This is a genomic window from Kribbella ginsengisoli (assembly GCF_039537185.1).
Lineage (GTDB): Bacteria > Actinomycetota > Actinomycetes > Propionibacteriales > Kribbellaceae > Kribbella > Kribbella koreensis.
On record NZ_BAABAA010000002.1, the window covers coordinates 546,089 to 568,627 of the forward strand.

Consider the following 22,539-nt stretch of genomic DNA (forward strand, 5'->3'; position numbering starts at 1 on the left):
TACGGCTAACCTTCCGAAGGTTAGCCTAAGAACTCCCATTCGCCCACTGTGTCGTACGCCGCACCATGGCTCGGGCCCTCGCCGAGACGCGATGAAACCAACTCGATACTTTCCGCTGTCCAGGACGGTCCCTCGTAGGTGTCGAAGACCCGCACCCACCGGACCACGTCCATCGGCTGCTTCAAACGCGCGAGCGTGAGGTGCGGGGTGAACTTGCGCCCGTCCACGGTCACGCCGGCCTTGTTCGCCGCTGACCGCGTTGTCATCGCCAGGTGCGGCAGGGCCTCGGACTCGTCCTGGACGCCGGTGAACAGCACCCGGGCGTCCGCCACGCTCGGGAACGCTCCCGACCCCTTGAGCCGGAGGTCGAACGGCTTCTGCCGGTTGGCTGCCCGCTCGAGCCCTTCGGCCAGGTCTTCGGTCTTGTACTCCGGCACGTCGCCCAGGAACGCGAGCGTGATGTGCCAGTTCTCGTCCGACGCCCAGCGGAGGTCCTCGTCCGGGTGATCTCTTCGGGGGCCGACGAACTCGGCCAGATGCTCGACAACCTCCACCGGCGGGATGACCGCCACAAACAGTCGCATCCCCCGACTTTAGAGGTCAGCAGTCCATCGCCGCGAAGGCATATCCCTGGGCTTGGAGCGTTTCCAGCACCTGGTCGAGCGCCGCGACCGTCTGACTGCGGTTCCCGCCGGCATCGTGCATCAGGATCACGCTTCCGTTGTGGACGGTGGTGAGGATGCTGTTCACGATCGCCTGCTTGCCCGGCTTCTGCCAGTCGAGCGTGTCGACATCCCACAGCACCGGCCGCATCCCCGCCGCCTTGATGTCGGCCTTCACCTTCGCGTTCTCCGCACCGTACGGAGGCCGGAAGCATTTCGAGGCCGGCCCGTCGAAGATCTCGTGATGCCGCTTGGCCGCCGACACCTTCGTCAACTGCGCGTGTGAGATCGAGTGACTCCCGATGCTGTTGCCCGCAGCAAGCACCTGCTCCTTGAGCTCCGGGTGCTCCGCCTGCATGCTCCCCAGCTCGAAGAAGGTCGCATGAGCCCCGTACTTCGCCAGCACCTCGAGCACCTGCGGCGTCCACACCGGATCCGGCCCGTCGTCGAAGGTGAAGTACAAAACCTTCTTGCCACTGGCAACAACAGGCTTCGTCACCGGCATACTGGCAACCGGAGCCGACACCTTCGTCGGGGCGACCGTCTTCACCGGCGCGCTGGCCGCCGCCTGATTCGCCTGCCCCATCCCGAACGCGACCGCCCCCACGATCACGAACACCGCCGACAAACCGATGCCGAAGTTGATGAAGGCACCGAGCTTGCGTGACATGACGACTCCCCGTTGATCAGACGGCCCGCTTCGGGGCCTTGCAGAAGATGAGACGCCGAAAGTCCCCATCCGGTTCGCGCGTTCCCGAATCGCGGGGTGAGACTGGGGTATGGAGATTGAGGGGCGGAGCCTGCCGGCGCCTTGTGTGGTGGTGCTGGTGGGGCCGGGGGCGGCGGGGAAGTCGACGTGGGCCGCGGAGACGTTCGCGCCGGATCTGATCGTGTCGAGCGATCGGTTGCGGCGTTGGTCGGGGCCGGGGAAGACGATCTGGCGGCCAGTGCGGATGCGTTCGCGTTGCTGGAGGAGGTGGTTCGGCAGCGGGTCGGGCGGGGGCTGACGACCGTGATCGACACGCTCGGGCTGGATCGGGAGCGGCGGCTGAATTGGCTGGCGATGGCTCGGGAGCGCGGGATTGCTTGTGTGGCGGTGGGGTTCGATACGCCGGCGGAGGAGTGCCGGCGGCGGAATCGGGAGCGGGCGAAGCGGATACCGGCGGATGTGCTGACCGGGCAACTCAAGGCTTGGGGAGCGGTCAAGAAGGAGTTGGCCGGCGAAGGGTATGACGACGTGCTCGCGCCTACGGCGGTACGCGTCGTACCGGAGGCGTTCGTGGGTGCGGGGGAAGCGGCGCAGCGGCAGCGGGAGGCGCCGGCCCGGTTGCGGTTCGGGTTGCAGTTGAGCAGCTATACGCACAAGGCGGGGCGGAAGACGACTGGTCAGTGGATCAAGGACGTCGGCGCCGCGGCGGAGGCGGCTGGGTTCGATGCGATCTATGTGATGGATCATTTCCGGCAGATCCCGCAGGTCGGGCGGGCTTGGGAGGACTTCCTCGAGAGCTGGACGACGCTCGCGTATCTGGCAGCCTGTACGTCGCGGGTACAGCTTGGGACGCTCGTCAGCGGGATCACCTATCGCAACGTCGCGCACCTAGGAAAGATCGTCGCGACCCTCGATGTGCTGAGTGGTGGCCGGGCGGTGTGTGGGCTGGGGTTGGCGTGGTTCGAGGCCGAACACAAGGCATACGGCTGGGAGTTTCCTCCTGTCGGCGATCGGTACGCCCTGCTGGAGGACGCTTTGCAGCTGCTCCCCGTGTTGTGGGGCCCAGGCAACAAACCCTGGCGAGGCAAGGTCCTCGACGTACCGGAAACCGCCTGTTACCCCCGCCCTCTCCAGGACCCACTACCGATCCTCGTCGGCGGCAGCGGCAACCGCACCCTCCGCCTGGCAGCCCGGTACGCCGACGCCGTCAACGTCTTCGGCCCTGCCGGCAAAGTCCGCGAGAAAGCCGCCTACCTGAAAGCAAACACCCCACCCGGCAAAGAACCACCCCGCCTGACCCAGCTCTCAACCACCCTCATCGGCCAGAATCCCCAACACCTCACCGACCTGGTCGACCGCCTCCGCCCCCGCAACCAAGACCCAGCCAAGTACGCCGCCACCGTCAACGCAGCCACCATCCCCGACCAAATAGGCCGCTTCCGCGAACTAGCCGAAGCAGGCGCAACCGAGGTAATGCTCACCCTCCCCGACCTGAACGACGACCTCACTCCCCTCGAAACCGCATCCGAAGTAATCGCCGCCTTCCGCTAGGCCAGGTCCCAGATGCACAACCGATACCGCGGCCGCTCGGAGTGCGCTGTATAAGCCGTCGAGGCTGCGTTGCACGAACGGGTCGGGCTGCGCTGCATGGACGGCCGGAGCTGCGCCTCTGCGGCCGCTCGGGTGCGCTGCGTGGGCCGCGCTGCGTGGACGGTTGGGCTGGGAGGATGTAGCCATGGAGCAGACGTTGAGCCGGACGGAATCCTCAGAAGCGGTCAGCGATGCGGGGTGGCGCTTCCTACTCGGCACACTGCGAACGTCCGTACCGGTCGGATCACTGGCCGAGGGAGCCCAGATCGCTTCACGTGCGGTGGAGGTAGGTGGCGAGTACGCCGATCAGCACCTTCTGGTTGACCTCCGCCCCAGCCGGGTGATTCTCACTCTCCAGTCGCGCGAGCATGCCGCGGTAACCACGCGCGACGTCGAACTCGCACATCAGATCTCCGCCGTTGTAGAGGAAGCCGGCTCACGCACCGACCCTGACCTCAGCCCGGAAGCACCGAGATCGGTGCAATTCCTGGAGATCGGCATCGACGCGATGGACATCGCCGCAATCCGCCCCTTCTGGAAAGCAGCCCTGGGCTACGCCCCCGAAGCAGAAGCAGACGGCCCCACGGACCCGCTCATTGACCCCCTAGGCCAGGGCCCCGCGATCTGGTTCCAGCAAATGGACCACCCTCGCCCCCAACGCAACCGCATCCACCTAGACATCTCCGTCCCCCACGACGAGGCCCCCCACCGCCTCAAAGCCGCACTCGCTGCAGGTGGCCGGCTGCTGTCCGAGGTCCGGGCACCTGCCTTCTGGGTCCTCGCCGACCCCGAGGGTAACGAAGCCTGCATAACAACCTGGCAAGGCCGCGACAACTAGAGGGTCACTCATCCGCCAAGGCGGGCGCCCGCCCGACTCATCTGAGGTGCGATGCGGCCAACGGGGAAACTATTCGTCGCCTGGCGCAAGTTAGTTACCAGATAGCGGCTATCCACAGTCCACCGCACGACCAATCACGAACCTGGCGTCCCAGGTGGCGAGCCGGTCGGCGTCGGCTCGCGGCCGAGGCTGTTGATGCTCAGCTCCAGACCCACCTCGTTGCCAGTGCCCGGAACAGCCGGAGACAGCTCGCAGTCGTCGGCTCCAATGCCGAACTTACTCCAGAGGCGCGCCCACCCGGAGCCGCTGCCTGGGTCCCGAGCGCGGCCCCCAGCCTTCATCCTCCCCGACGTCAGCCGATGAGCCGACCAAGAATGGCAACCAAGCAAGCAGTTCGGTCGAGCTGTCACCGGTCGACACATCTGACGCAGCCGTGTGGCGCGGGTCAATGCTTGTCAGTCGTTCGGCAAACCAAGCAAGCCTGACGCCCGGCACCGCCTGAACCACAGCTACAGCCGGGCCTGTCTGTTGCTCTTGGCTGTTGCTCTTAGTTCTTAGTTTTTGAGTTTTATGTTGAGTAGGGCGTTTTCGATTAGTTCTGGCATGGCGGGGTGGATCCAGTATTGGCCTCGGGCCATGGTGTGGGCGTCCAGGCCGAAGGTCATTGCTTGGATGATGGGCTGGATGACTGTGGAGGCTTGGGGGCCGATGATGTGGGCGCCTAGGAGCAAGCCGCTGTCGGGGTCGGCGAGGATTTTGGCGAAGCCGGTGGTGTCTTCCATGGCCCAGCCGTAGGCGATGTCGGCGTAGGCCTCGCGACCGACGGCGTACGGGATGCCTTGGTCGATGGCCTCCTCCTCGGTCAGGCCGACGGACGCGACCTGGGGGGAGCCGAAGACGGCGTGGGGGACGTAGCGGTGGTCGGATTTGATGCGGTCGTCGGGGTGCAGGAGGTTGTGCTGGACGACCCGCGCCTCGTGGTTGGCGACATGCTTCAGCTGGTACGGCGAACAGACGTCGCCCAGCGCGTAGATCCCCTCCACCGCCGTCTGCTGGTACTCGTCGACCACCACCCGGCCGTCCTTCTCCGTCTCGACCCCGGTGACGCCGACGTCGAGCAGGTCCGAGTTCGGCGTACGGCCGACGGCGACCAGCACTTCGTCGACAAGAATCTCGTCCGCACCCGCCGGGCTCAGCGTCTTGAGCACGATCGCGTCGTTGCGCCGCCACACATGCACCGTCTCGTGCAGCAGCTTCACCGTGTACTTCTCCGCAGCAAGCTCCGTGTACCGCTTCGCGATCTCGCTGTCCTCGTGCCGCAGCATCCGGTCGGACCGCGCGATCAGCGTCACCTCGACCCCGAGCGACGAGAACACATGCGCAAACTCAGCGGCGACGAACCCGCTCCCGATGATCCCCAGCCGCCGTGGCAACGACGGCAGCCGCATGATCGTGTCCGAGGTGTGGAACCCGGTCTCCTCCAGCCCCGGGATGAACGGCACGATCGGCCGGCTCCCCGCGGCGAGGACGAACTGATCAGCCGTCAGTACCTCCGAAGAGCCGCCGTCGTTCGCCGTCACCGTCAGCTCGCGCTCAGCGGTGAACCGTCCGGTGCCGTGGTACAGCGTGACGTTGACGTTGTTCGGGTGGTGCTCCCGGTACTCCGCTCCGCCGGCGGAGATCGGATCGATCCGCCCGAAGATCCGGTCCCGGATGTCCGGCCAGCGCACTCCGGTGAGCTTCTCGTCGACCCCGAGCCGTGAGCTGTGCGACGGTACCGCCGCCAGGTCGGCCGTATGGACGAACATCTTGGTCGGAATACAGCCCACGTTGAGACAGGTCCCGCCGAAGATGCCGCGCTCGACGATCGCCACTTTCCGGTCCGCGAACTGCTTCGTCACGATCGTGTTCCCGGAGCCGGTCCCGACAACCACCAAGTCGTAATGAGTCACACCCCATTGTGCGCATGTCCCCCAACCCGCCGCACCGGCAGCCATTATCTGGCCCTTACGACTCACCCCGCCCGCGGCGTGGGTGAGCCGAGGGCTAGGCCACCTGGGGTTTGGCGGGCTCGGGGTGGGGCGAGGTGGGTGCTGCGACCGGGGTTTCGGTGAGGGTGGACTTCTCGCCCAGGAGGTCCGTCGTCGGGGTCAGGATGTCCAGCCGGGGGCGGGGCAGCAGGCGGGGCCGGATCGCCAGACCGCGGCGGCGGGAGAAGTACAGGACCGAGGCGGTGGTGCCCAGCATCGTGATGGATCCACCCACGATCAGCGACCAGCGAGCGCCGAACTCCTGGCCGATCCAGCCGATGAAGGGCGAGCCCAGCGGCGTACCACCCATCAGGACGGTCATGTAGAGGGCCATCACCCGGCCGCGCATGGTGGGCTCGATGCCCAGCTGCATCGTCGCGTTGGCCGCGGTCAGCATCGTCAGGGCGGTGAAACCGACCAGCGGCAGGACGACGGCGAAGGACAGGTACGTCGGCATCAGGCCGCTGACGACGACCATCACGCCGAAGGCGAGGGCCGCGCCGATCACCAGCCGGGCGCGGGTCCGAACCCGCCGGGCGGCCAGCAGCGCGCCGGCCAGTGAGCCGATCGCCAGGATCGAGCCGAGGATGCCGTACTCCCCCGCACCCTTGTGGAAGGCCTGGGTGGCCATCAGCGCGGACGTCATCTGGAAGTTCAGCCCGAACGTACCGGCGAAGAACACCGCGACGAGCACCATCATCAGGTCCGGCCGGCGCCACAGGTAGCGCATCCCGTCCCGGATCATGCCCTTCTCCCGGGCCGCCACCTTCGGCGTGTGCAGCTCCTTCGAGCGCATCAGGTGCAGCGACAGGATCACCGCGGCGTAGCTGAAGCCGTTGATGATGATCACCGGGCCGGTACCGATCCAGTGGATCAGCAACCCGGCCAGCCCGGGGCCGATCAGCCGGGCCGCGTTGAAGGAGGCCGAGTTGAGGCCGACCGCGTTGGAGAGCTCGTCCTTGCCGACCATCTCGACCACGAACGCCTGCCGGGTCGGCGCGTCGAACGCGGTGCCGATCCCGAACAGGAAGGCGAGCGCGTAGACGTGCCAGGCCTCGACGATGCCGGTCACCGTCATCGTTCCCAGGACGAGCGCGACGGCGCCCATCGCGATCTGGGTGATGGTCAGCACCCGGCGCTTGGGGAACCGGTCGGCGATCAGCCCGGCGTACGGGGAGATCAGCAGGGCGGGGAGGAACTGCAGGCCGGTGACGATGCCGAGGGCGGTGCCGGAGTGGGTCAGCTCCAGGACCAGCCAGTCCTGGGCGACCCGCTGCATCCAGGTGCCGATGTTGGAGATGATCGCGCCACTGGCGTAGAGCCGGAAGTTGCGGACCTTGAACGCGCGGAAGGTCGGACTCACTGGGCCGCCAGGCGTTCGAGAACAGGTGCTGCCTTGCGCAGGATGTCGCGCTCCTCAGGGGTGAGTTTCTTCAGTTTCGTCTGCAGCCACTCGTCGCGCCGGCGCCGGTTGGCGTGGATCAGGTCGTGCGCGGCCTGGGTCAGCTCGACCACGATCTGGCGCTTGTCGGTCGCATGCGGCCGGCGGACCACCAGGCCCGCCTCCTCCATGTTCGACACGATCCGCGTCATCGACGGCGGCTTGACCTGCTCGTGCGCGGCCAGCTCGCCGATCGTCATCGCGTCGTGTTTGCCGAGCGCGCCGAGCACGCCGAGCTGGTTCGCGGTCAGGTCGTGGCCCTCGACGCGCTGCCGGCGGATCTGCCGGGACAACCGCAACGTGGACGACCTCAGGGCGCTGGCCAGCCCGACATCACTCTTCACCTGCTGGGCGACGATTTCGGGCATGCCTTTAGCTTAACTCATTACCTTTGCTAAATAAAGCGGGTGAGCGGGCAGCTACGCTAGGGTTCCGCGCATGGGGACACCACCGGAGCTAGCCCGGTACGAGCAGCGCTTCCGGCGCGCGGGCCTGCCGCTGTTCGTCGAGGACTTCTCGCCGGCGCACGACATCTTCAACCGGGCGACGCCGGTACTGGTCCTGGTCTTCCTGGTGGAGATGCTCGGCGCCACCTCGCTGGAGTGGACCTGGTGGCAGAACCTGCTGGCCGCGATCGGCGGGCTGGCCGTGCTGATCGCCGGCTTCGGACTGCTGAACCGCTTCCGCGGCCGCCGGTTCTGGTCCTTCCCGACCCGCTTCGGCACCCCGGAGCTGGCCGTCTTCGTGCTGCTGCCCGCACTGTTGCCGCTGGCCACCGAGGTCCAGCTGCGGCAGTTCTTCGGCGTGGCCGTCGGCAACCTGCTGCTCGTCGGCGTGATCTACCTGGTGGTCGGCTACGGCCTGATCGGTACGACGTTCTGGGGCCTGCACCGGCTCGGCTCCGAGCTGGGGAGCTCGGTGGCCAGCCTGGTCCGCGCCCTGCCGCTACTGCTGGTGTTCTCGCTGGTGCTGTTCATGACCGCCGACATGTGGCAGGTGTTCGCCGGCATGCCGACGGTGTTCATCGTCTTCCTGGCCGCTGCCTTCGCCGTGCTCAGCAACCTGTTCCTGGTACTACGGCTGCCGCGCGAGCTGGACCAGATCGAGCGCGACACCGGCTCCGGTCCGCCGCTGCGCCGGATCCAGCGTCTGAACCTCAGCATCAGCCTGGTGATCCGGCAATGGATGCAGGTGCTCGTGGTCAGCGCCGGGGTCGGCCTGTTCTTCGTCGGCTTCGGGCTGCTCGCGATCAGCCGGCACGTCTACGAGCTGTGGGGCATCGACCCCGGCAGCTGGTCGCACCAGATCATCCTGCTCGACCATCCGCTGCTGCTCGGCGCGACGCTGGTGAAGGTCGCGGCCGGTATCGCGACCTTCACCGGGCTGTACTACTCGATCTCGCTGATGACGGACGCGACGTACCGCACCGACTTCCTCGACAACGTCACCATCGAGCTGCGCGAACTGTTCACCGCTCGCGCGGAGTACCTGGAGCTGCGGGCTCGCCTACTCCCAGCATCGTCTTCAGGAAGTTGAGTTCGTGCAGGAGCAGGCCGACCACTGTGGCCTCGTCGGTGGGCGAGTGAGCGGCACCTGTCAGCGGCAGGAACTGGTGCGGGCGACCTGCCTTCAGTAGGGCTGCCGAGAGGCGCAGGCTGTGAGCAGCGAATACGTTGTCGTCCGCAAGGCCGTGGACCAGGAGTAACGGGCGCTCGAGCTTGGCGGCCTCGTTGACGGTGGATGAGCGGTAGTAGTCATCCGGGTACTCGTCTGGATGCCCCAGGAAGCGCTCGCGCCAGTGGGTGTCGTACATGCGCTGCTCAGCCGGCCCTGCTCCGGAGATGCCTGCGTGGAAGACGTCCGGGCGGCGCAGTACGGCGGCGGTCGCGAGCATGCCGCCAAAGCTCCAGCCGGTGATCCCGACGCGGGTCAGGTCCAGGTCGGGGCAGTACTCCGCTGCGGCGTGCAGTGCCGTGATCTGGTCTTCGATGGGGGCCGCTAGGAGGTCGCGGTGGACGGTCTTCTCCCAGGCGGGTCCGCGGCCCGGCGTACCGCGTCCGTCGGCGATGACGACGGCGAAGCCTTGCTCTGCGTACCACTGGGCCTTGTAGAACCAGGGGGCGGCGACCTTCATGACCAGGGACATCGCGGGGCCGGCGTACGGGGCCATGACTACGGGGAGCTTGGCGGAGCCGGGTGTGTGCCAGGACGGGAGTAGTAGGGCGGTACGGATCTGCAGGTCGCCCGCCTGCAGCCAGGTGATGCGTGGGGTGGCTGCGGGGGTGGCGCGGTGGGAGGTGATGGGGTGGTCTTGCCCGTTGCGGCGTACGACGTAGGTACGGCCCGCCTCGGTGTTGGAGCTGAGCAGGAGGGTGTTGCCGGCGCGGTAGCCCTCATGGGAGCCGGGGCCGTCGCTTAGTTGCTGGAGGCCTGTTTCGTCGTACAGCCAGAGGTGGCATTCGGTGGGCTCGTCGCTGGCCAGGAAGAGGACTGACTCGCCGGTGACGTCGAGTACTACGCGGAGTTGCAGGCCGTCCGGGGTGACGCGGGTGCCGTCGACCGTCAGGTAACGGGTCTCACCTGAGTCCTCGGTGTGGACGAGTTTGCCGGAGGCGGTGCGGGCGGGGACACCATCGATGAGTTGCACCCAGGATGGGTCGCGCTGCTCGTGCAGTAGGTGGGTATCGCCGGTTGTGGGGTCGGCGGCGAGGATCTGGAGGGTGCGCTGGTCCCGGGACTGCACGCTGAGGAGCGGGCCGTGGGCGTCCCAGTCGGCGGTGGCCAGGTACTCGTACGCCGTACTGTCCCAGCGCAGCTGTGTTGAGCCGCCGGCCAGGTCGAAGGTGTGGAGTGAGACCAGGGCGTTGGGGGTGCCCGCTGCAGGGTAGGGGATCTGGCGGGGCGGCTCGGCGGGGTTGGCGGGGTCGGCGATCCACCAGCGCTGGACCGGGGTCAGGTCGACTCTGGCTGCCATCAACTGGGTGCCGTCGGGTGACCACCAGTGTCCGCGGGTCCGGTACATCTCCTCGGCGGCGATGTACTCCGCCACGCCCCAGCTCACCTCGGGGTCGGCGTCGGCGGCAACCAGCTTGTCGTTGCCATCAGCAACTGAAATCACTCTGAGCGCGCGGTCTGTGACGTAGGCGATCCGGTGTCCGGTGGGATCGAGGCGCGGGTCGGTCACCGGACCTGCGGTCGGCAGGTGCTTGGGCGAGCCGCCTTCGGCAGCAGTAGGTGTCAGGCTCCAGAGTTCGCCGTTGGTGGTGTAGGCGACGGTGCTCATCGCGGCGTCGGTGGTGTAGGTGCCGACGTCGGTGGCCAGCAGGTGTTCCTCACCGCCGACATGGAGCCAGAGGCAGACGACTGGGTCTTCGGGGCCTTGGGAGCGCAGGAAAAGTACGCGGTGGCCGTCCGGGGACAGGGTGAAGTCGCGGGGTAGGCCGAGGGTGAAGCGGCGGGTGCGGGCCGACTGGGTGGGAAAAGCGTTGGTGTCCATAAACAGGAGTCTGGGCAGCCCTGACAGGGACACCCAGATGACAGACAGTCTACCAATACCGGCTGATGTGGGTAGCCGGACCCGCAAATGTGAGCAGCCGTGACCGATGTGGGCAGCGGTTCCATCGACGTCCAATGGAGGCACCGAAACGTACTAGCGAAGGATGCAGACCGGATGACACTGATCGAGGAGTTGCGCGCGGCCGTCAAGGGCGAGGTGTTCGGCCCCGGCGACCCGGAGTACGACGTGCAGCGGCAGGCGTGGTTCCTGCTCGTCGACCAGCGTCCGGCCGCCGTCGTACACGTGACGGGAACCGAGGACGTCCAGGCGGCGATCCGCCTGGCGCGCCGCCACCGGCTGACCGTGGGGGCTCAGCCGGTGGGGCACGGCGCCACCCAAGCGACCGGGAGCGAGGCGATGATCCTGCTCCGCACCAACGCACTGGATTCGATCGACATCGCCGACGGGGTGGCGCGGGTCGGTGCCGGCGTCCGCTGGCGCGACCTGAACAAGGCGCTGACCGGCACGGGCCTGACCTCGCTGCCGGGCAGCAGCGGCGACCCGAGCGTGGTCGGCTACACCCTCAACAGCGGCGTGAGCTGGTTCGGTCGCAAGCACGGCTTCGCGTCGAACCACGTCCGCGCGTTCGAGCTGGTCGATGCCGAGGGCCACCATCTGCGGGTCACCAAGGACGCCTTCCCGGACCTGTTCTGGGCGCTGCGCGGCGGCGGTGGCGAGTTCGGCATCGTCACCGCGATGGAGATCGAACTGCTGCCCGAGCCGGCGATCTACGGCGGCCGGATGATGTGGTACGCCGAAGACGCCCGCCAACTCCTGCGCGCCTTCAGCGAGGTGACCACGACCGCGCCGGACGAGTTCAGCCTGTGGGCCTGGCTGATCAACATGCCCGACCTGGAGATGGTCCCGCCGCCGATGCGCGGGCGCTGGATGGTCGCGATCGACTCCACCTACCTCGGCGACGGGGACGAAGCGGAGAAGCTGCTCGCGCCGATCCGTGCCGTGGCCGAGCCGCTGGTCGACACGGTCGGCCTGGTGCCGCTCGAGAAGGTCGGCGAGATCGCCCAGGAGCCGGAGGACCCGATGCCGGGCGTCGGCAAGGTCGTGATGCTGAAGGAGTTCGGCCCGGCGACGATCGACGCGCTGCTGGAGCTCGCCCTGGACCGGCCGCAGCCGTCACCGCTGATGCTGCTGGAGATCCGGCACGTGGGTGGCGCCTTCGCCCGGCCGGGCGCGCAGGAGTCTGCGGTCGGCACGATGGCCGATCCGTACTTCCTGCTGCTCGGCGGCATGGTGATGGCACCCGAGCACGCACCCGCACTTCACGCGGAGATCAGCACCGTCGTCGGCGGGATGGCACCCTGGACCGGCGGTCTCCTACCACCGACGATGGCCCACGGCGAGCCGGTCGAAGACGTCTACCCCGCCGCAACCCTGCAGCGCCTCCGCGAGATCAAGAACCGCGTCGACCCCACCAACCTGATCCGCGGCAACCGCCCTCTGGTCTGACCCTCCCCAGTGGTGAGCGGGGTCCTCGCCGGCCCCGCTCACCACTCCACCCCGGCGAGGTTGGAGCCGCCGCTGCCAAGGGGAGCGCCCGCAGGAGCCGGCGTTAGGCGGAGCGTTCTCGGGAGATGCCTAGGGAGCGGGCGGCTGCGGCTGCTTCCTGGCGGGTGCGGGCGTCGAGGCGGGCGAGGATGGCGGAGACGTGGCGGTCGACTGTTCTGGTGGACAGCACCAACTCTGCCGCGATCTGCGGGTTGGTGAGGCCGTCCGCGAGTAGTACCAGTACTTCGAGCTGGCGCTCGGTGAGCCCGCGAGGGTTCTGCCGGGTTCTGGGCGCCTCGGGGGATCCTAGCCACGCCGAGCTCCTTCAGGCGGCGCCGGACCATCGCAGCGGCCGGCGCCGCACCAAGCCTGTCCAGCGTCTCCAGCGCCTGCAGCGCGTCGTCCGGATCGGCCGACTCGGCCAGCCCGAGCGCCTGCTCGTACGGGTCGTCCGGATTGGTCCAGCCATAGCTCCCGGGCAACCGGCGGAACGCCTGGATCTCGGTCAGATGCCGGATCTCCTCGCGAATGCTGATCAGTAGGTCCGGCCGATCGTTGAGCCAGGCCCATTCGGCGTACGCCGTCGCCGCATAGGCGAGCCCGGTCAACGACCGCTGCCGCCGTGCCCGCTGCCACACGTCGGCGAGCAGGCCGCCCGCTTCCGGAGCACCCCGCCGAGCCAGTACGCGGCCGAGGCTGGACAGGCTCAGTACCGACAGCATGCCCTGGTCGTCCACCGAGTCGATCAGCCGTCGCAGCCGCTCCTCGGCCGCGGCCCACTCCCCCAGCCGCAGGTCCAGCAATGCCTGGTGGACCTCCAGGTTGTAGGCATGCGAGCCGAAGCCCCGCTCCCGGACGTACTCCAGCCCGTCCCGCAAGCACTCGGCCAGCTCGGTCCAGTGCGTCTCGCGGTACAGCATCTCGGCCAGGTTGGTGTAGCCGCGGGCAACGGCTTCGTAGTCACCCGTGAGCGTCGCCAGCTCGATGCTCGTCCGCAGGTGCTTCAACCCGGTCGGCGATCCCAGATCGCACCAGGCCAGGCCGAGGTAGTTGTGGCACAGCGCGTCGATGTCCGACCGCCCCGCCTCGCAGGCGAGCTCGTGCGCCCGCTCCAGCTCCGGTATCGCCTCGACAGCATCACCGGTGAGCGCCAGCAGCATCCCCCGACCAGCAGCGGCCGAGGCCCGTACTGCGACAGTCCCGACCCGCGATGCGATCGCGATCGCCGTGTCTGACATGGCGATCGCCGCTGCCGTGTCGCCTGCCATGTAGAGGAACCGCGACTGCCGCATCTGGGTCTCCACCAGCGCGACGGACTCGTCGAGCTGGCCGAACAGCGCCAGCGCCTTGTGCCCGGCCTGGACCGCATCGGCGAACCGGTGCGCGATGTGGAGCTCCCACGCGTAGTCGTCGAGCAGCACTGCTCGCTCCGGCACGTCCAGGCGGTTGGCGTACGGCAGTACGGCTTCCAGATGCGCGAGAGCCTGCCGGTGCGACCCGGCAAGGCTGGCCTCGCGGGCCGCCTGCGGACCATGCTCGAGCAGTACGTCGATGTTGCCGGCTTCGACCGCGTGGTGAACGACTCGCGCCCCGTGGCCGTTGTCGTCGCAGTGCATGATCAGGTCGAGTACATGGGCGTTGAGCAGCTTGCGGCGGAGCGGCGGCAGGGCCTGCTCGACCGCCCGCCGGGCCAGCTCGTGCCGGAAGCCGATCGTGTTGCCGTGCGTCTCCAGTACGCCGGACTGCTCCGCCTGGCTCAATCCGTCCAGCCGGCTGCCGATCACCCTGGTGATGTGCTCCAGCTCGATCGTCGTCGGGATGACCGCGAGCTGCTCGACGACCGCCAGGCTCTCCTTGTCGAGCCGGCTGAAACGGGCCAGAACGGCATCGACGACGGTCGCCGGGATCGCGTCGACCGGGCCGGCCAGGACCTCGGTCACGTAGAACGGGTTGCCACCGGTCAGTTCGTACAGTTCGTCGGCGTCCCTGCCGCTGCCCGCCGCCAGCCAGCGGACCGCGGCCGGGGACAGCGGCTGCAGGCCGATCCGCCGGATCGGTACGTCGGCGAGCGACCCGAGCCAGCCACGCAACGGATGCCGGGCGTCGAGCGAGTCCTCGCGGTAGGTCAGGACGACGATTGCGCCCGGCAACTGGTCGAGCCGGTGCACTAGGTAGCGCAGCACGTCGAGGGTCGCGTCGTCGGCCCAGTGCACGTCCTCGATCACCAGCACGGTCGGCCGCCGGAACTCGGCCAGCAGGTCGTTGAACACCGCCTCCGGCTCGGTCGCCGTCGCCATCGGGCCGCCCGCGACCCGGAAGGCGTCCCGGATCGGCTGCAACGGCGGCGGCGCCAGGAAGTCGTCACAGGAGCCGACCAGCACCCGGTACTCCGGGCCGACCCGGGCCACCATCTCCCGGACCAGACTGGTCTTGCCGATCCCTGCCTCGCCGGTGACCAGGACGGCCGTGCTGTCGCCTGCTCCGATCACGTCCAGCAGTTCCTGGACGTGCTGGTCCCGCTCGATCAAACGAGCCTTTCCCTGCCTCACACCGAACTCCCCCGAGTCGCCGTATACCCGGGGGAGCGTAGCCGGAAAGCGCCGTCCGGCCCAAGGAGCCTGACGATGATTTAGCAAACAACTAACTGCGAGTAATCGGTTTCCAGGCTCAGGTGAGCCAGTCCCCCAGCGGTCCGATCGCGAAGTACACGACGAACAGGACCGAGACGACCCACATCAGCGGGTGGATCTGGCGGGCCTTGCCGCGGACCAGTTTGAGCAGCACGTAGGAGACGAACCCGGCCCCGATGCCGGCCGTGATCGAGTACGTGAACGGCATCAGGATGATGGTCAGGAACGCCGGGATGGCCACCTCGAGATCGTCGAAGTCGATCCCCTTCACCTGCGTCATCATCAGGAAGCCGACCAGCACCAGCGCCGGGGTGGCCGCCTCGTAGGGCACCAGCGTGACCAGTGGCGCGACCACCATCGAGATCAGGAAGCAGATCCCGGTGACGACGCTGGCCAGCCCGGTCCGGGCGCCCTCACCGACACCCGAGGCCGATTCGATGTACGACGTGTTGCTGGACACCGAGGCGGCGCCACCGGCCGCGGCCGCGACGCTGTCGACGATCAGGATCCGCTGCGCGTGCGGCGGGTTGCCGTCCTGGTCCAGCAGCCCGGCCTCGGCGCCGATCGCCGTCATCGTGCCCATCGTGTCGAAGAAGTCGGCCAGCATCAGGGTGAAGATCAGCAGCAGCGCGGAGATCACGCCGATCTTGTCGAACGAGCCGAACAGGTTGAACTCGCCGATCGTGTCCAGGTTGGGTTTGCTGAACCAGTCGTCCGGCAGCTTCGGCACGCTCAGGCCCCAGCCGCCCGGATTCTCGGTGGTCCGGCCGCCGACGTCGAAGATCGCCTCGACCACGATCGCCAGCACGGTCGCGGCCAGGATGCCGATCAGGATCGCACCCTTCACCTTGCGGGCGTACAGGGCGATCACCAGCACCAGGCCGACCACGAAGACGAGCACCGGCCAGCCGCGGAGGTTGCCGCCGACACCCAACTCGACGGGCGGGCCGCCGGGCGCCGAAGGACGGCGTACGAAGCCCGCGTCGATCACGCCGATGAAGGCGATGAACAGGCCGATGCCGACGCTGATCGCGATCTTCAGCTGGACCGGAACGGCCTCGAAGACCGCCTTGCGGAAGCCGGTCAGGACCAGGATCAAGATGATGATGCCCTCGATCACCACCAGGCCCATCGCGTCCGCCCAGGTCATCTTGGACGCCACGCTGAAGGCGATGAACGCGTTCAGGCCGAGGCCGGCGGCCAGCGCGAGCGGGAAGTTCGCGACCAGCCCCATTGCGATCGTGACCAGACCAGCCACCAGCGCGGTGGCCACGGCGACCTTCGCGATCGCGGCCACCGGGTCGGTACCGCCGCCGATGTACTGGCCGGCGCCGTCCTTGACGGTGCCGATGATGAGAGGGTTCAGCACCACGATGTAGGCCATCGTGAAGAACGTGACGAGCCCGCCGCGCACCTCACGGCCGAGCGTCGACCCGCGGTCGCTGATCTTGAAGAAGGAATCCAGGAAGCCTGAGCTCATGGCGGAATCGTGCCAGGTGCGGTGTGCCATTGGCGAGGTAATCCGGTCAGGTGGGTAGCGCGCCGCCTGAGATGGGCATGGCTCTAAGGTGGGAGGGTGGCAGATTCCGAGCAGGTACCGGCTTCGGCTCCGAAGAAGCGCACCGACCCGACCAGCCAGCTGGCCCGTGGCGAGATCGTGCACGCCGAGGTGAAGCCGCTGGACCTGTCCGGCATCCCGACGGTGATCTTCGGGATCTGCGCCTGGGCGGTCGCCTTCGTGGTGGTGCTGATCTTCCGCTCGGACCTGAAGAAGGACGGCGACGAGTGGTGGTTGTGGGTCACCGTCGCGGGCTTCGGGCTCGGCTGGATCGGCCTGCTGTACTGCCGTCGCCGCTGGGCCGCCATCCAGGCCGGCCACCGCCCCGCGACCGAGGACTGACCCCGGTCGCCGCGCGACTGCTAGTAGTTCGCGCTGGCTTCCGCCGCGATCTCTTCGGCGGTGGGCATCGGGAAGTCGTCGATGTCGTCTTCGGCTTCGCCGGCCGTCGTCGCCTGGACCTCGTCGTCCGACGGGGGCTCGGCGGCTGCCTCGACCTCGACCTGGACCGCGTCGGCCTCCTCCACCTGCGCGGCGGCGTCGGCTTCCTGCACGGCTTCGGCTTCCTCTATCTCGGCCTGCGCGGCTTCGGTCACCTGGACGTCGGGCTCGACGGCGTCCATCGACAGGTCGTCGTACCCGGTGGTGTCGAAGGCGTGCTCGGTCGACGGGTGATCCGGTGCCTCGATGACGGCGTCCGAGTGCGCGCCGCAGCCGTAGTCGTAGGAGACGATCCGGCCGTCGCCCGGCGCCATCTCGTTGGTGCAGGCGCCGAACGCCTGGCCGAGGCTGTCGTTCAGCCGGATCCAGTAGCCGCAGGCGAAGCACTTGTACGGAACCGCCTGCGCGATCGCCGAGGCCGGACCGAAGTCACCGGCGTACCAGCGCTCGGCGGCGTCCTCGCGACCTTCTGGGGAGAGCACGCGCTCACGGCCGAGGCCGAGCTCCTCGACGACGGCCAGTACTTCGTCAGGCCCGCCCGTCTCGGTGTAGCCGGGCTCGAGCCGCGGGTCGTCCGGCAACGTCGGGAACAGGTCGCCGGGCCGCAGGTCGCCGGGCTGGACGCGCTCCGACCACGGCACCCAGTCGGGGCCGACGATGGCTTCCTCGCCCGGCAGCATCACGACCTCGTTGATCGTGACGTTCTTCGCGCGGGAGGCGCGGGTCAGCGTGACCGCCCAGCGCCAGCCGCGGTAGCCGGGGTGGGTGGACGCGAAGTAGTGCGTGACGAGCCGCTCACCCTCGACCAGATAACCGAGGTGATCGCCCACCTGGGCGGCGCCGGCCTCGTCGATCGCCGCCTCGCGGGCAGGCTCGACCGCCGCGACGCTGATGGCGTCAGGCTTGGCGCGGACCGGTTCCGGAGTCTTGACGGGAGTCACAATCGGTCATTCTCGCACGGCCGCCGCCACGATCCGAACCGCGTGGAGACTCCGGTCTGTCCCCCTCACAAGGCAGGATGGTGACATGGACCGTCCGGACCCCCAGAACCGCCCGCGCCAAGGCGCCGAAGGCGGTCAACGACCGGGTCCGGAACACGGCAGCACGGGGCCTCGGCCGGGCGAGCGCAGTACCGGGGAGCGGCTCGGGGAGGCCACCAAGAAGGTCGGTGCTGCGGGGAAGAAGGTCGGGCATGCCTCCAAGGTCGGCGCGGCCGGCTTTGCGAGCGTGTCGAAGAAGACGGCCGGTGTAACCGGGCGGGTGGGCAAGGCGACCGGGCGGCGGATCCGTGGGTTGACCGGGGCGCAGGGAGCTCGGGAGTCCGGGTTGTCGCGGTTGATCGAGCTGGGGTTCGTGAACTCGGCCGGGGACACGGCGTTCGCGGTGTCGCTGGCGGGGACGGTGTTCTTCGCCGTACCGAGTTCGCAGGCGCGGGACCGGGTCGCGTTGTTCCTGCTGCTGACGATGGCGCCGTTCGCCTTGATGGCGCCGTTGATCGGGCCGGTGCTCGACCGGTTCCGGCACGGCCGGCGGTGGGCGATCGGGGCGACGCTCGGGTTGCGCGGGTTCCTGGTGTGGAGTCTGGCGGCGTCGATCCACGACAGCTCGACGTGGCTGTATCCGGCAGCGCTCGGGTGTCTGGTCGCGTCGAAGGCTTATGGCGTGACGCGTGCGTCCGCAGTACCGCGCCTGCTCCCCAAGGAAGTCACCCTCGTCACCGCCAACTCACGCATCTCGCTCGCGGGTGTCGCGGGCGCGACGATCGGCGCGGGTATCGCCGGAGCCTTCGCCGCGATCGGGCCGGAGTGGTCGCTGCGGTGGGCGGCGCTCGTCTATCTTGTCGGGCTGATCCTCGCGATCCGGCTGCCTGCTCGCGTCGACTCGCCTGCCGGCGAAGAGATGACCGGTACTGCGGGACGCGACGCCCGCCGCAAGGCGATCACCGCCGCGGTGGCCCGGGGCATCCGCTGCAACCTGGGCCTGCGCTTCGTGTCCGGCTTCCTGACGATGTACCTGGCGTTCCTGCTGCGAGACAAACCGATCAGCGGTATCGACGGCGTGGTCGCGGCCGGCGCGGTGATCGCGGCCGCCGGCATCGGCAACAGCCTGGGCACGTTGAGCGGATCGTTGCTCAAGGCCCGCAAACCCGAGGCCGTGGTGCTCGCCGTACTGCTTGCGGACACGGTCGTCGCGATCGCTGTCGCCGTGCTGTACGGCTTCCCGTTGCTGATCGTGCTCGGCCTGGTGGCCGGCCTGTGCAGCTCACTCGGCAAGCTGTCGCTTGACGCGATGATCCAGCGCGACGTCCCGGAGACGGTCCGCACCTCGGTCTTCGCCCGCTCGGAGACGGTCCTCCAACTCGCCTGGGTGATCGGCGGCGGCTGCGGCATCCTGCTCCCCCTCATCCCCCGCCTCGGCTTCGGCTTCCTCGCCGCCGTCCTGGTCCTCGCCGTCTTCCTGGTCATCCGCCAGAAGCCGGCTCCGCATCCCCCGTCCCGCCCGCGCTCACCAGGCGCCGACGGCTCAGGCCCCCGCACAGTCATCCCCGGCGAACACCGCGAAACCCGCCCCGTACCAGACCACGAGCCCGGTACCAGTCGCGCGGCCGACGACCCCGGCAGCACCCGCTCCAGCCACCAGCCCCGGCCCGCGCGCGACCACGAGGCGGACGCCGGACGGCCGACCCGCGAGCCGAGCACCACCCGCACGATCCTCACCAGCGACCCGCTCACCACCGAACCCGAGTCGATCGCCGAACGCCGAGCCGCCCGCGCCCGCGCCGCCGCAACCCCCCGCGCCACCGAACCCACCGTCGAGCTCCGCGTCGACCCCACCGTCGTCCAGTCCTCAGACCACCCGCACGACACCGCACAACCCAGCACCCCTCGCACCGGCGCCGCACCAGAAGCCCACGCCGACCGCTCCCCCGAACCGCCACCCCGCCCAGCGGCCGCACCAACCGGCCGCTGGTGGAGCGGCCAGCCCGACGAGGACGAAACAACCGTCGACGAAGCTCCGTGGGCAGCCGACAAAACCGTCGAGAACAAGCCCCCACAACCTCACCCGGGCACACCGCCAAGCCAACTCGGCGACCCCTCACCCGCGCCCGGCACCCCCCAACCACCCCGCCGGGCCAACCCCTTCCGCCGACGCCGCCCACCCCGCTGACCCCCTGCCCCACCCCGGTAGAGACCGAACCGTCCTGGCCCGCCGCCCGCACCCCGGTAGAGACCGGCCTCATCCTGTCCGACCGCCCGCACCCCGGTGGAGACCGAACCGTCCTGGCCCGCCGCCCACACCCCGGTAGAGACCGAACCGTCCTGGCCGGCCGCCCGCACCCGGTGGAGACCGGACCGTCTTGGTCGGCCGCCCGCACCCCGGTGGAGACCGGCCTCATCCTGTCCGGCCGCTTGCACGCCGACACTTCCGAGCCGCCGCCCATCTGAGGGGTCAACCCCTCACCTTGTGGGTTGCCTCCCCGGAATCTGCGCAGGCAACCCACCACCTCAGCGGTCAACCCCTCAACTGCGACGAGTTGCCAGACCGTCGCACCACCTGACGCTGCCGCAGTCGACCGAGGCAGGCGCCGATGCGAGTGCGGGTGCGCGGGTGCGGGTGCGCGGGTGCGGGTGCGCGGGTGCGGGTGCGCGGGTGCGGGATGCGGGGGCGGGTGCGCGGGTGCGGGTGCGCGGGTGCGCGGGTGCGCGGGTGCGCGGGTGCGGGATGCGGGGGCGGGATGCGGGATGCGGGATGCGGGATGCGGGATGCGGGATGCGGGGAGGATTTTGCCCTTGTACGGGGGGAAGATCCTCCCCGGCGGGTGGCATAAGGCTCCCCAGTTGCTGGGGCGGGGCAGGGGGCGGCGAAGGATCCACCCGGGGGTTCGGGTGGACCCTTCGGTGGGGGTGGGGTCAGTTGAGTGCGGCTGCGGTGCGCTCGAGGGGGGCGGCCTCTTCGGGGAGGTCTGCGTCGGCGGCAACGGGGGTGGGGTTGGGGGTTGGGGTGGTGCCGCGGAGTACGAGGGTGATGGTGACGGCGGTTGCGGTGAGGAGGATGGTGCCGACCAGGGCGGTGACGTTCATGCTGTGGCTGAAGGAGTGGCGGGCTGCATCCAGGACAGTGGTGGCCAGGTTGGCGGGGAGTTGGGAAGCGGCGGCGGTAGCGCCTGCCAGGCCTTCGTGGGCGGCGTTGGCTGCGGAGGCCGGGATCGAGGACGGCAGGGTCAGGTCGTGACGGTAGGCGGCGGTGCCGATGCTGCCGAGGATGGCGATTCCCAGGGCGCCGCCGAATTCGCTGCAGGTTTCCATCAGGGCGGAAGCTGAGCCGGCGCGCTCGGGAGCTACCGAGCCGACGATGGCCTCGGTGACCAGGGACATCACCATGACCAGACCGCCGGCGAGGAGACCGGCGCCGCCGAGCAGGACGATCAGGTGGCCGTCTACGTGCATCTGGGTCAGTACGGCGAAGCCAGAAGCGGCGACCAGGAACGCGAGACCCAGGACGTACGCACGGTCGATCTTGCGGGCCAGGGCCGCACCCAGCGGGGCGGCGCCGCCGACGACGACCGAGGGAGCGAGCGACCAGAGGGCGGCCTTGAGCGGGCCCATGCCGAGTACAAGCTGCAGGTACTGGGTCATGAAGACCGCGTTGCCGACCAGCGCCAGGGTGCCGATGGTGTTGGCAGCAAGCGCCCCACTGAAGGCGCGGTTGCGGAACATCGCCAGCTCGATCATCGGGTGGTCAGCAGTCCGCTGCCGGCGAAGGAAGACGTAGCCGATCAGCAGCCCGACGACGATGGCGACGATCGGCAGACCCTCGACACCGTTGGCCGCCAGCTCCTTGATCCCCCAGATCACCGGCAGTACCGCGGCCAGCGACAGCACCGAGCTGAAGAGGTCGAACCGCCCAGCCACGGCCGCCTTGAACTCCGGCAGCAGCAGCGGCGCGAGGACGAGCAGCAGAAGCATCGCCGGGGTGTTGATCAGGAACACCGAACCCCACCAGAAGTGCTCGAGCAGTACGCCGCTGAGCACCGGCCCGAGCGAGATCCCACCCAGCATCACCGCGCTCCAGAACGCGATCGCCTTCCCGCGCTGGATCGGGTCGTGGAACATGTTGCGGATCAGCGCGAGGGTCGACGGCATCAAGGTCGCGCCCCCGATCCCGAGCACCGCACGAGCCGCGATCAACTGCTCCGGAGACTGCGCGTACGCCGCGGCGACCGATGCGGCCCCGAACGCGATCGCCCCGAAGATCAGCAGCCGGCGCCGGCCGATCCGGTCGCCGAGGGACCCCATGGTGATCAGCAGGCCGGCCAGTACGAAGCCGTAGATGTCGAAGATCCACAGCTGCTGGGTGGCGCTCACCCCGAGGTCGGCCGAGATGTAGGGAACCGCGAAGTACAGCACCGAGACGTCCATCGAGACCAGCAGCAGCGGCAGCGCGAGCACGCCGAGAGCGATCCATTCCTTGCGGCCGGCCCGGTGACCGGTGAGCTCCGAGGTGCTCATGTCTACCCCTCCAGATGATCTGTCTACGCCGCACACTGTGTGCGCCATACACAGACCATACACACGAT

General features: G+C 68.7%; 16 protein-coding genes and 1 pseudogene. 6 read left to right on the plus strand and 11 right to left on the minus strand.

Features of this window, described 5'->3' with window-relative positions:
• Positions 1 to 20: 20 nt before the first annotated feature.
• Complete coding sequence (thpR, locus tag ABD768_RS09945) at positions 21 to 584, minus strand: RNA 2',3'-cyclic phosphodiesterase (protein ID WP_343979670.1); 564 nt, start codon at positions 582 to 584, stop codon at positions 21 to 23.
• Positions 585 to 600: 16 nt separating this feature from the next.
• Complete coding sequence (locus tag ABD768_RS09950; RefSeq protein WP_344839646.1) at positions 601 to 1,332, minus strand: polysaccharide deacetylase family protein; 732 nt, start codon at positions 1,330 to 1,332, stop codon at positions 601 to 603.
• A 186-nt stretch (positions 1,333 to 1,518) separates the two neighbouring features.
• Between ABD768_RS09950 and ABD768_RS09955 the strand changes: the two genes are divergently transcribed.
• Positions 1,519 to 2,922 carry an LLM class flavin-dependent oxidoreductase gene (locus tag ABD768_RS09955; RefSeq protein WP_344839648.1) on the plus strand — a complete coding sequence of 468 codons (1,404 nt, stop codon included), beginning with the start codon at positions 1,519 to 1,521 and terminating at the stop codon, positions 2,920 to 2,922.
• 310 nt (positions 2,923 to 3,232) lie between these two features.
• Here the strand turns inward: ABD768_RS09955 and ABD768_RS09960 are convergent, their stop codons facing one another.
• A complete protein-coding gene (locus tag ABD768_RS09960; RefSeq protein WP_344839650.1) occupies positions 3,233 to 3,367 on the minus strand; it encodes a hypothetical protein in 135 nt (44 codons plus the stop codon).
• 72 nt (positions 3,368 to 3,439) lie between these two features.
• On the opposite strand from ABD768_RS09960, the gene ABD768_RS09965 reads away from it, so the two are divergent.
• Entirely contained in the window at positions 3,440 to 3,799 is a 360-nt protein-coding gene (locus ABD768_RS09965; protein WP_344839651.1) for a VOC family protein, read from the plus strand.
• A 554-nt stretch (positions 3,800 to 4,353) separates the two neighbouring features.
• Here ABD768_RS09965 and ABD768_RS09970 read toward each other — a convergent pair.
• The 3 genes from ABD768_RS09970 to ABD768_RS09980 all read right to left on the minus strand — a co-directional run bounded on the left by ABD768_RS09970 (position 4,354) and on the right by ABD768_RS09980 (position 7,638).
• Positions 4,354 to 5,751, minus strand: coding sequence for a mycothione reductase (locus tag ABD768_RS09970; RefSeq protein ID WP_344839653.1), 1,398 nt, complete (start codon positions 5,749 to 5,751; stop codon positions 4,354 to 4,356).
• A 94-nt stretch (positions 5,752 to 5,845) separates the two neighbouring features.
• The gene (locus ABD768_RS09975; protein WP_343979685.1) at positions 5,846 to 7,192 is read right to left on the minus strand and encodes an MFS transporter; all 1,347 of its coding nucleotides are present in this window, start codon (positions 7,190 to 7,192) and stop codon (positions 5,846 to 5,848) included.
• Positions 7,189 to 7,638 carry a MarR family winged helix-turn-helix transcriptional regulator gene (locus ABD768_RS09980; RefSeq protein WP_343979687.1) on the minus strand — a complete coding sequence of 150 codons (450 nt, stop codon included), beginning with the start codon at positions 7,636 to 7,638 and terminating at the stop codon, positions 7,189 to 7,191. The genes ABD768_RS09975 and ABD768_RS09980 overlap by 4 nt, the downstream gene beginning before the upstream one ends.
• Positions 7,639 to 7,708: 70 nt before the next feature.
• On the opposite strand from ABD768_RS09980, the gene ABD768_RS09985 reads away from it, so the two are divergent.
• Positions 7,709 to 8,806, plus strand: coding sequence for a hypothetical protein (locus ABD768_RS09985; RefSeq protein WP_343979689.1), 1,098 nt, complete (start codon positions 7,709 to 7,711; stop codon positions 8,804 to 8,806).
• Here ABD768_RS09985 and ABD768_RS09990 read toward each other — a convergent pair.
• On the minus strand, positions 8,739 to 10,766 hold the full coding sequence (locus tag ABD768_RS09990; RefSeq protein WP_344839655.1) for a S9 family peptidase: 2,028 nt from the start codon (positions 10,764 to 10,766) through the stop codon (positions 8,739 to 8,741). The two genes, ABD768_RS09985 and ABD768_RS09990, sit on opposite strands and share 68 nt — an antisense overlap.
• A gap of 174 nt (positions 10,767 to 10,940) precedes the next feature.
• Here ABD768_RS09990 and ABD768_RS09995 point away from each other — a divergent pair, with 174 nt between their 5' ends.
• Positions 10,941 to 12,293, plus strand: coding sequence for an FAD-binding oxidoreductase (locus tag ABD768_RS09995; RefSeq protein ID WP_344839657.1), 1,353 nt, complete (start codon positions 10,941 to 10,943; stop codon positions 12,291 to 12,293).
• 38 nt (positions 12,294 to 12,331) lie between these two features.
• Here ABD768_RS09995 and ABD768_RS10000 read toward each other — a convergent pair whose 3' ends face one another.
• Positions 12,332 to 14,881 (minus strand): ATP-binding protein, encoded by a 2,550-nt coding sequence (locus ABD768_RS10000; protein ID WP_344839658.1) that lies wholly within the window; start codon positions 14,879 to 14,881, stop codon positions 12,332 to 12,334.
• Between the two features lie 118 nt (positions 14,882 to 14,999).
• Positions 15,000 to 16,442, minus strand: a complete 1,443-nt coding sequence (locus ABD768_RS10005) for an NCS2 family permease (protein WP_343979702.1) — start codon at positions 16,440 to 16,442, stop codon at positions 15,000 to 15,002.
• A 96-nt stretch (positions 16,443 to 16,538) separates the two neighbouring features.
• Between ABD768_RS10005 and ABD768_RS10010 the strand changes: the two genes are divergently transcribed.
• On the plus strand, positions 16,539 to 16,862 hold the full coding sequence (locus tag ABD768_RS10010) for a DUF2530 domain-containing protein (RefSeq protein WP_343979705.1): 324 nt from the start codon (positions 16,539 to 16,541) through the stop codon (positions 16,860 to 16,862).
• 275 nt (positions 16,863 to 17,137) lie between these two features.
• On the opposite strand, the pseudogene ABD768_RS10015 reads toward ABD768_RS10010, so the two are convergent.
• Positions 17,138 to 17,905: pseudogene (locus tag ABD768_RS10015) on the minus strand (DUF3027 domain-containing protein); the annotation flags it as partial.
• 82 nt (positions 17,906 to 17,987) lie between these two features.
• Between ABD768_RS10015 and ABD768_RS10020 the strand changes: the two are divergent.
• Positions 17,988 to 20,129, plus strand: coding sequence for an MFS transporter (locus ABD768_RS10020; protein WP_344839660.1), 2,142 nt, complete (start codon positions 17,988 to 17,990; stop codon positions 20,127 to 20,129).
• A 743-nt stretch (positions 20,130 to 20,872) separates the two neighbouring features.
• Here the strand turns inward: ABD768_RS10020 and ABD768_RS10025 are convergent.
• A complete protein-coding gene (locus tag ABD768_RS10025; protein ID WP_344839662.1) occupies positions 20,873 to 22,471 on the minus strand; it encodes an MFS transporter in 1,599 nt (532 codons plus the stop codon).
• Positions 22,472 to 22,539 lie beyond the last annotated feature (68 nt).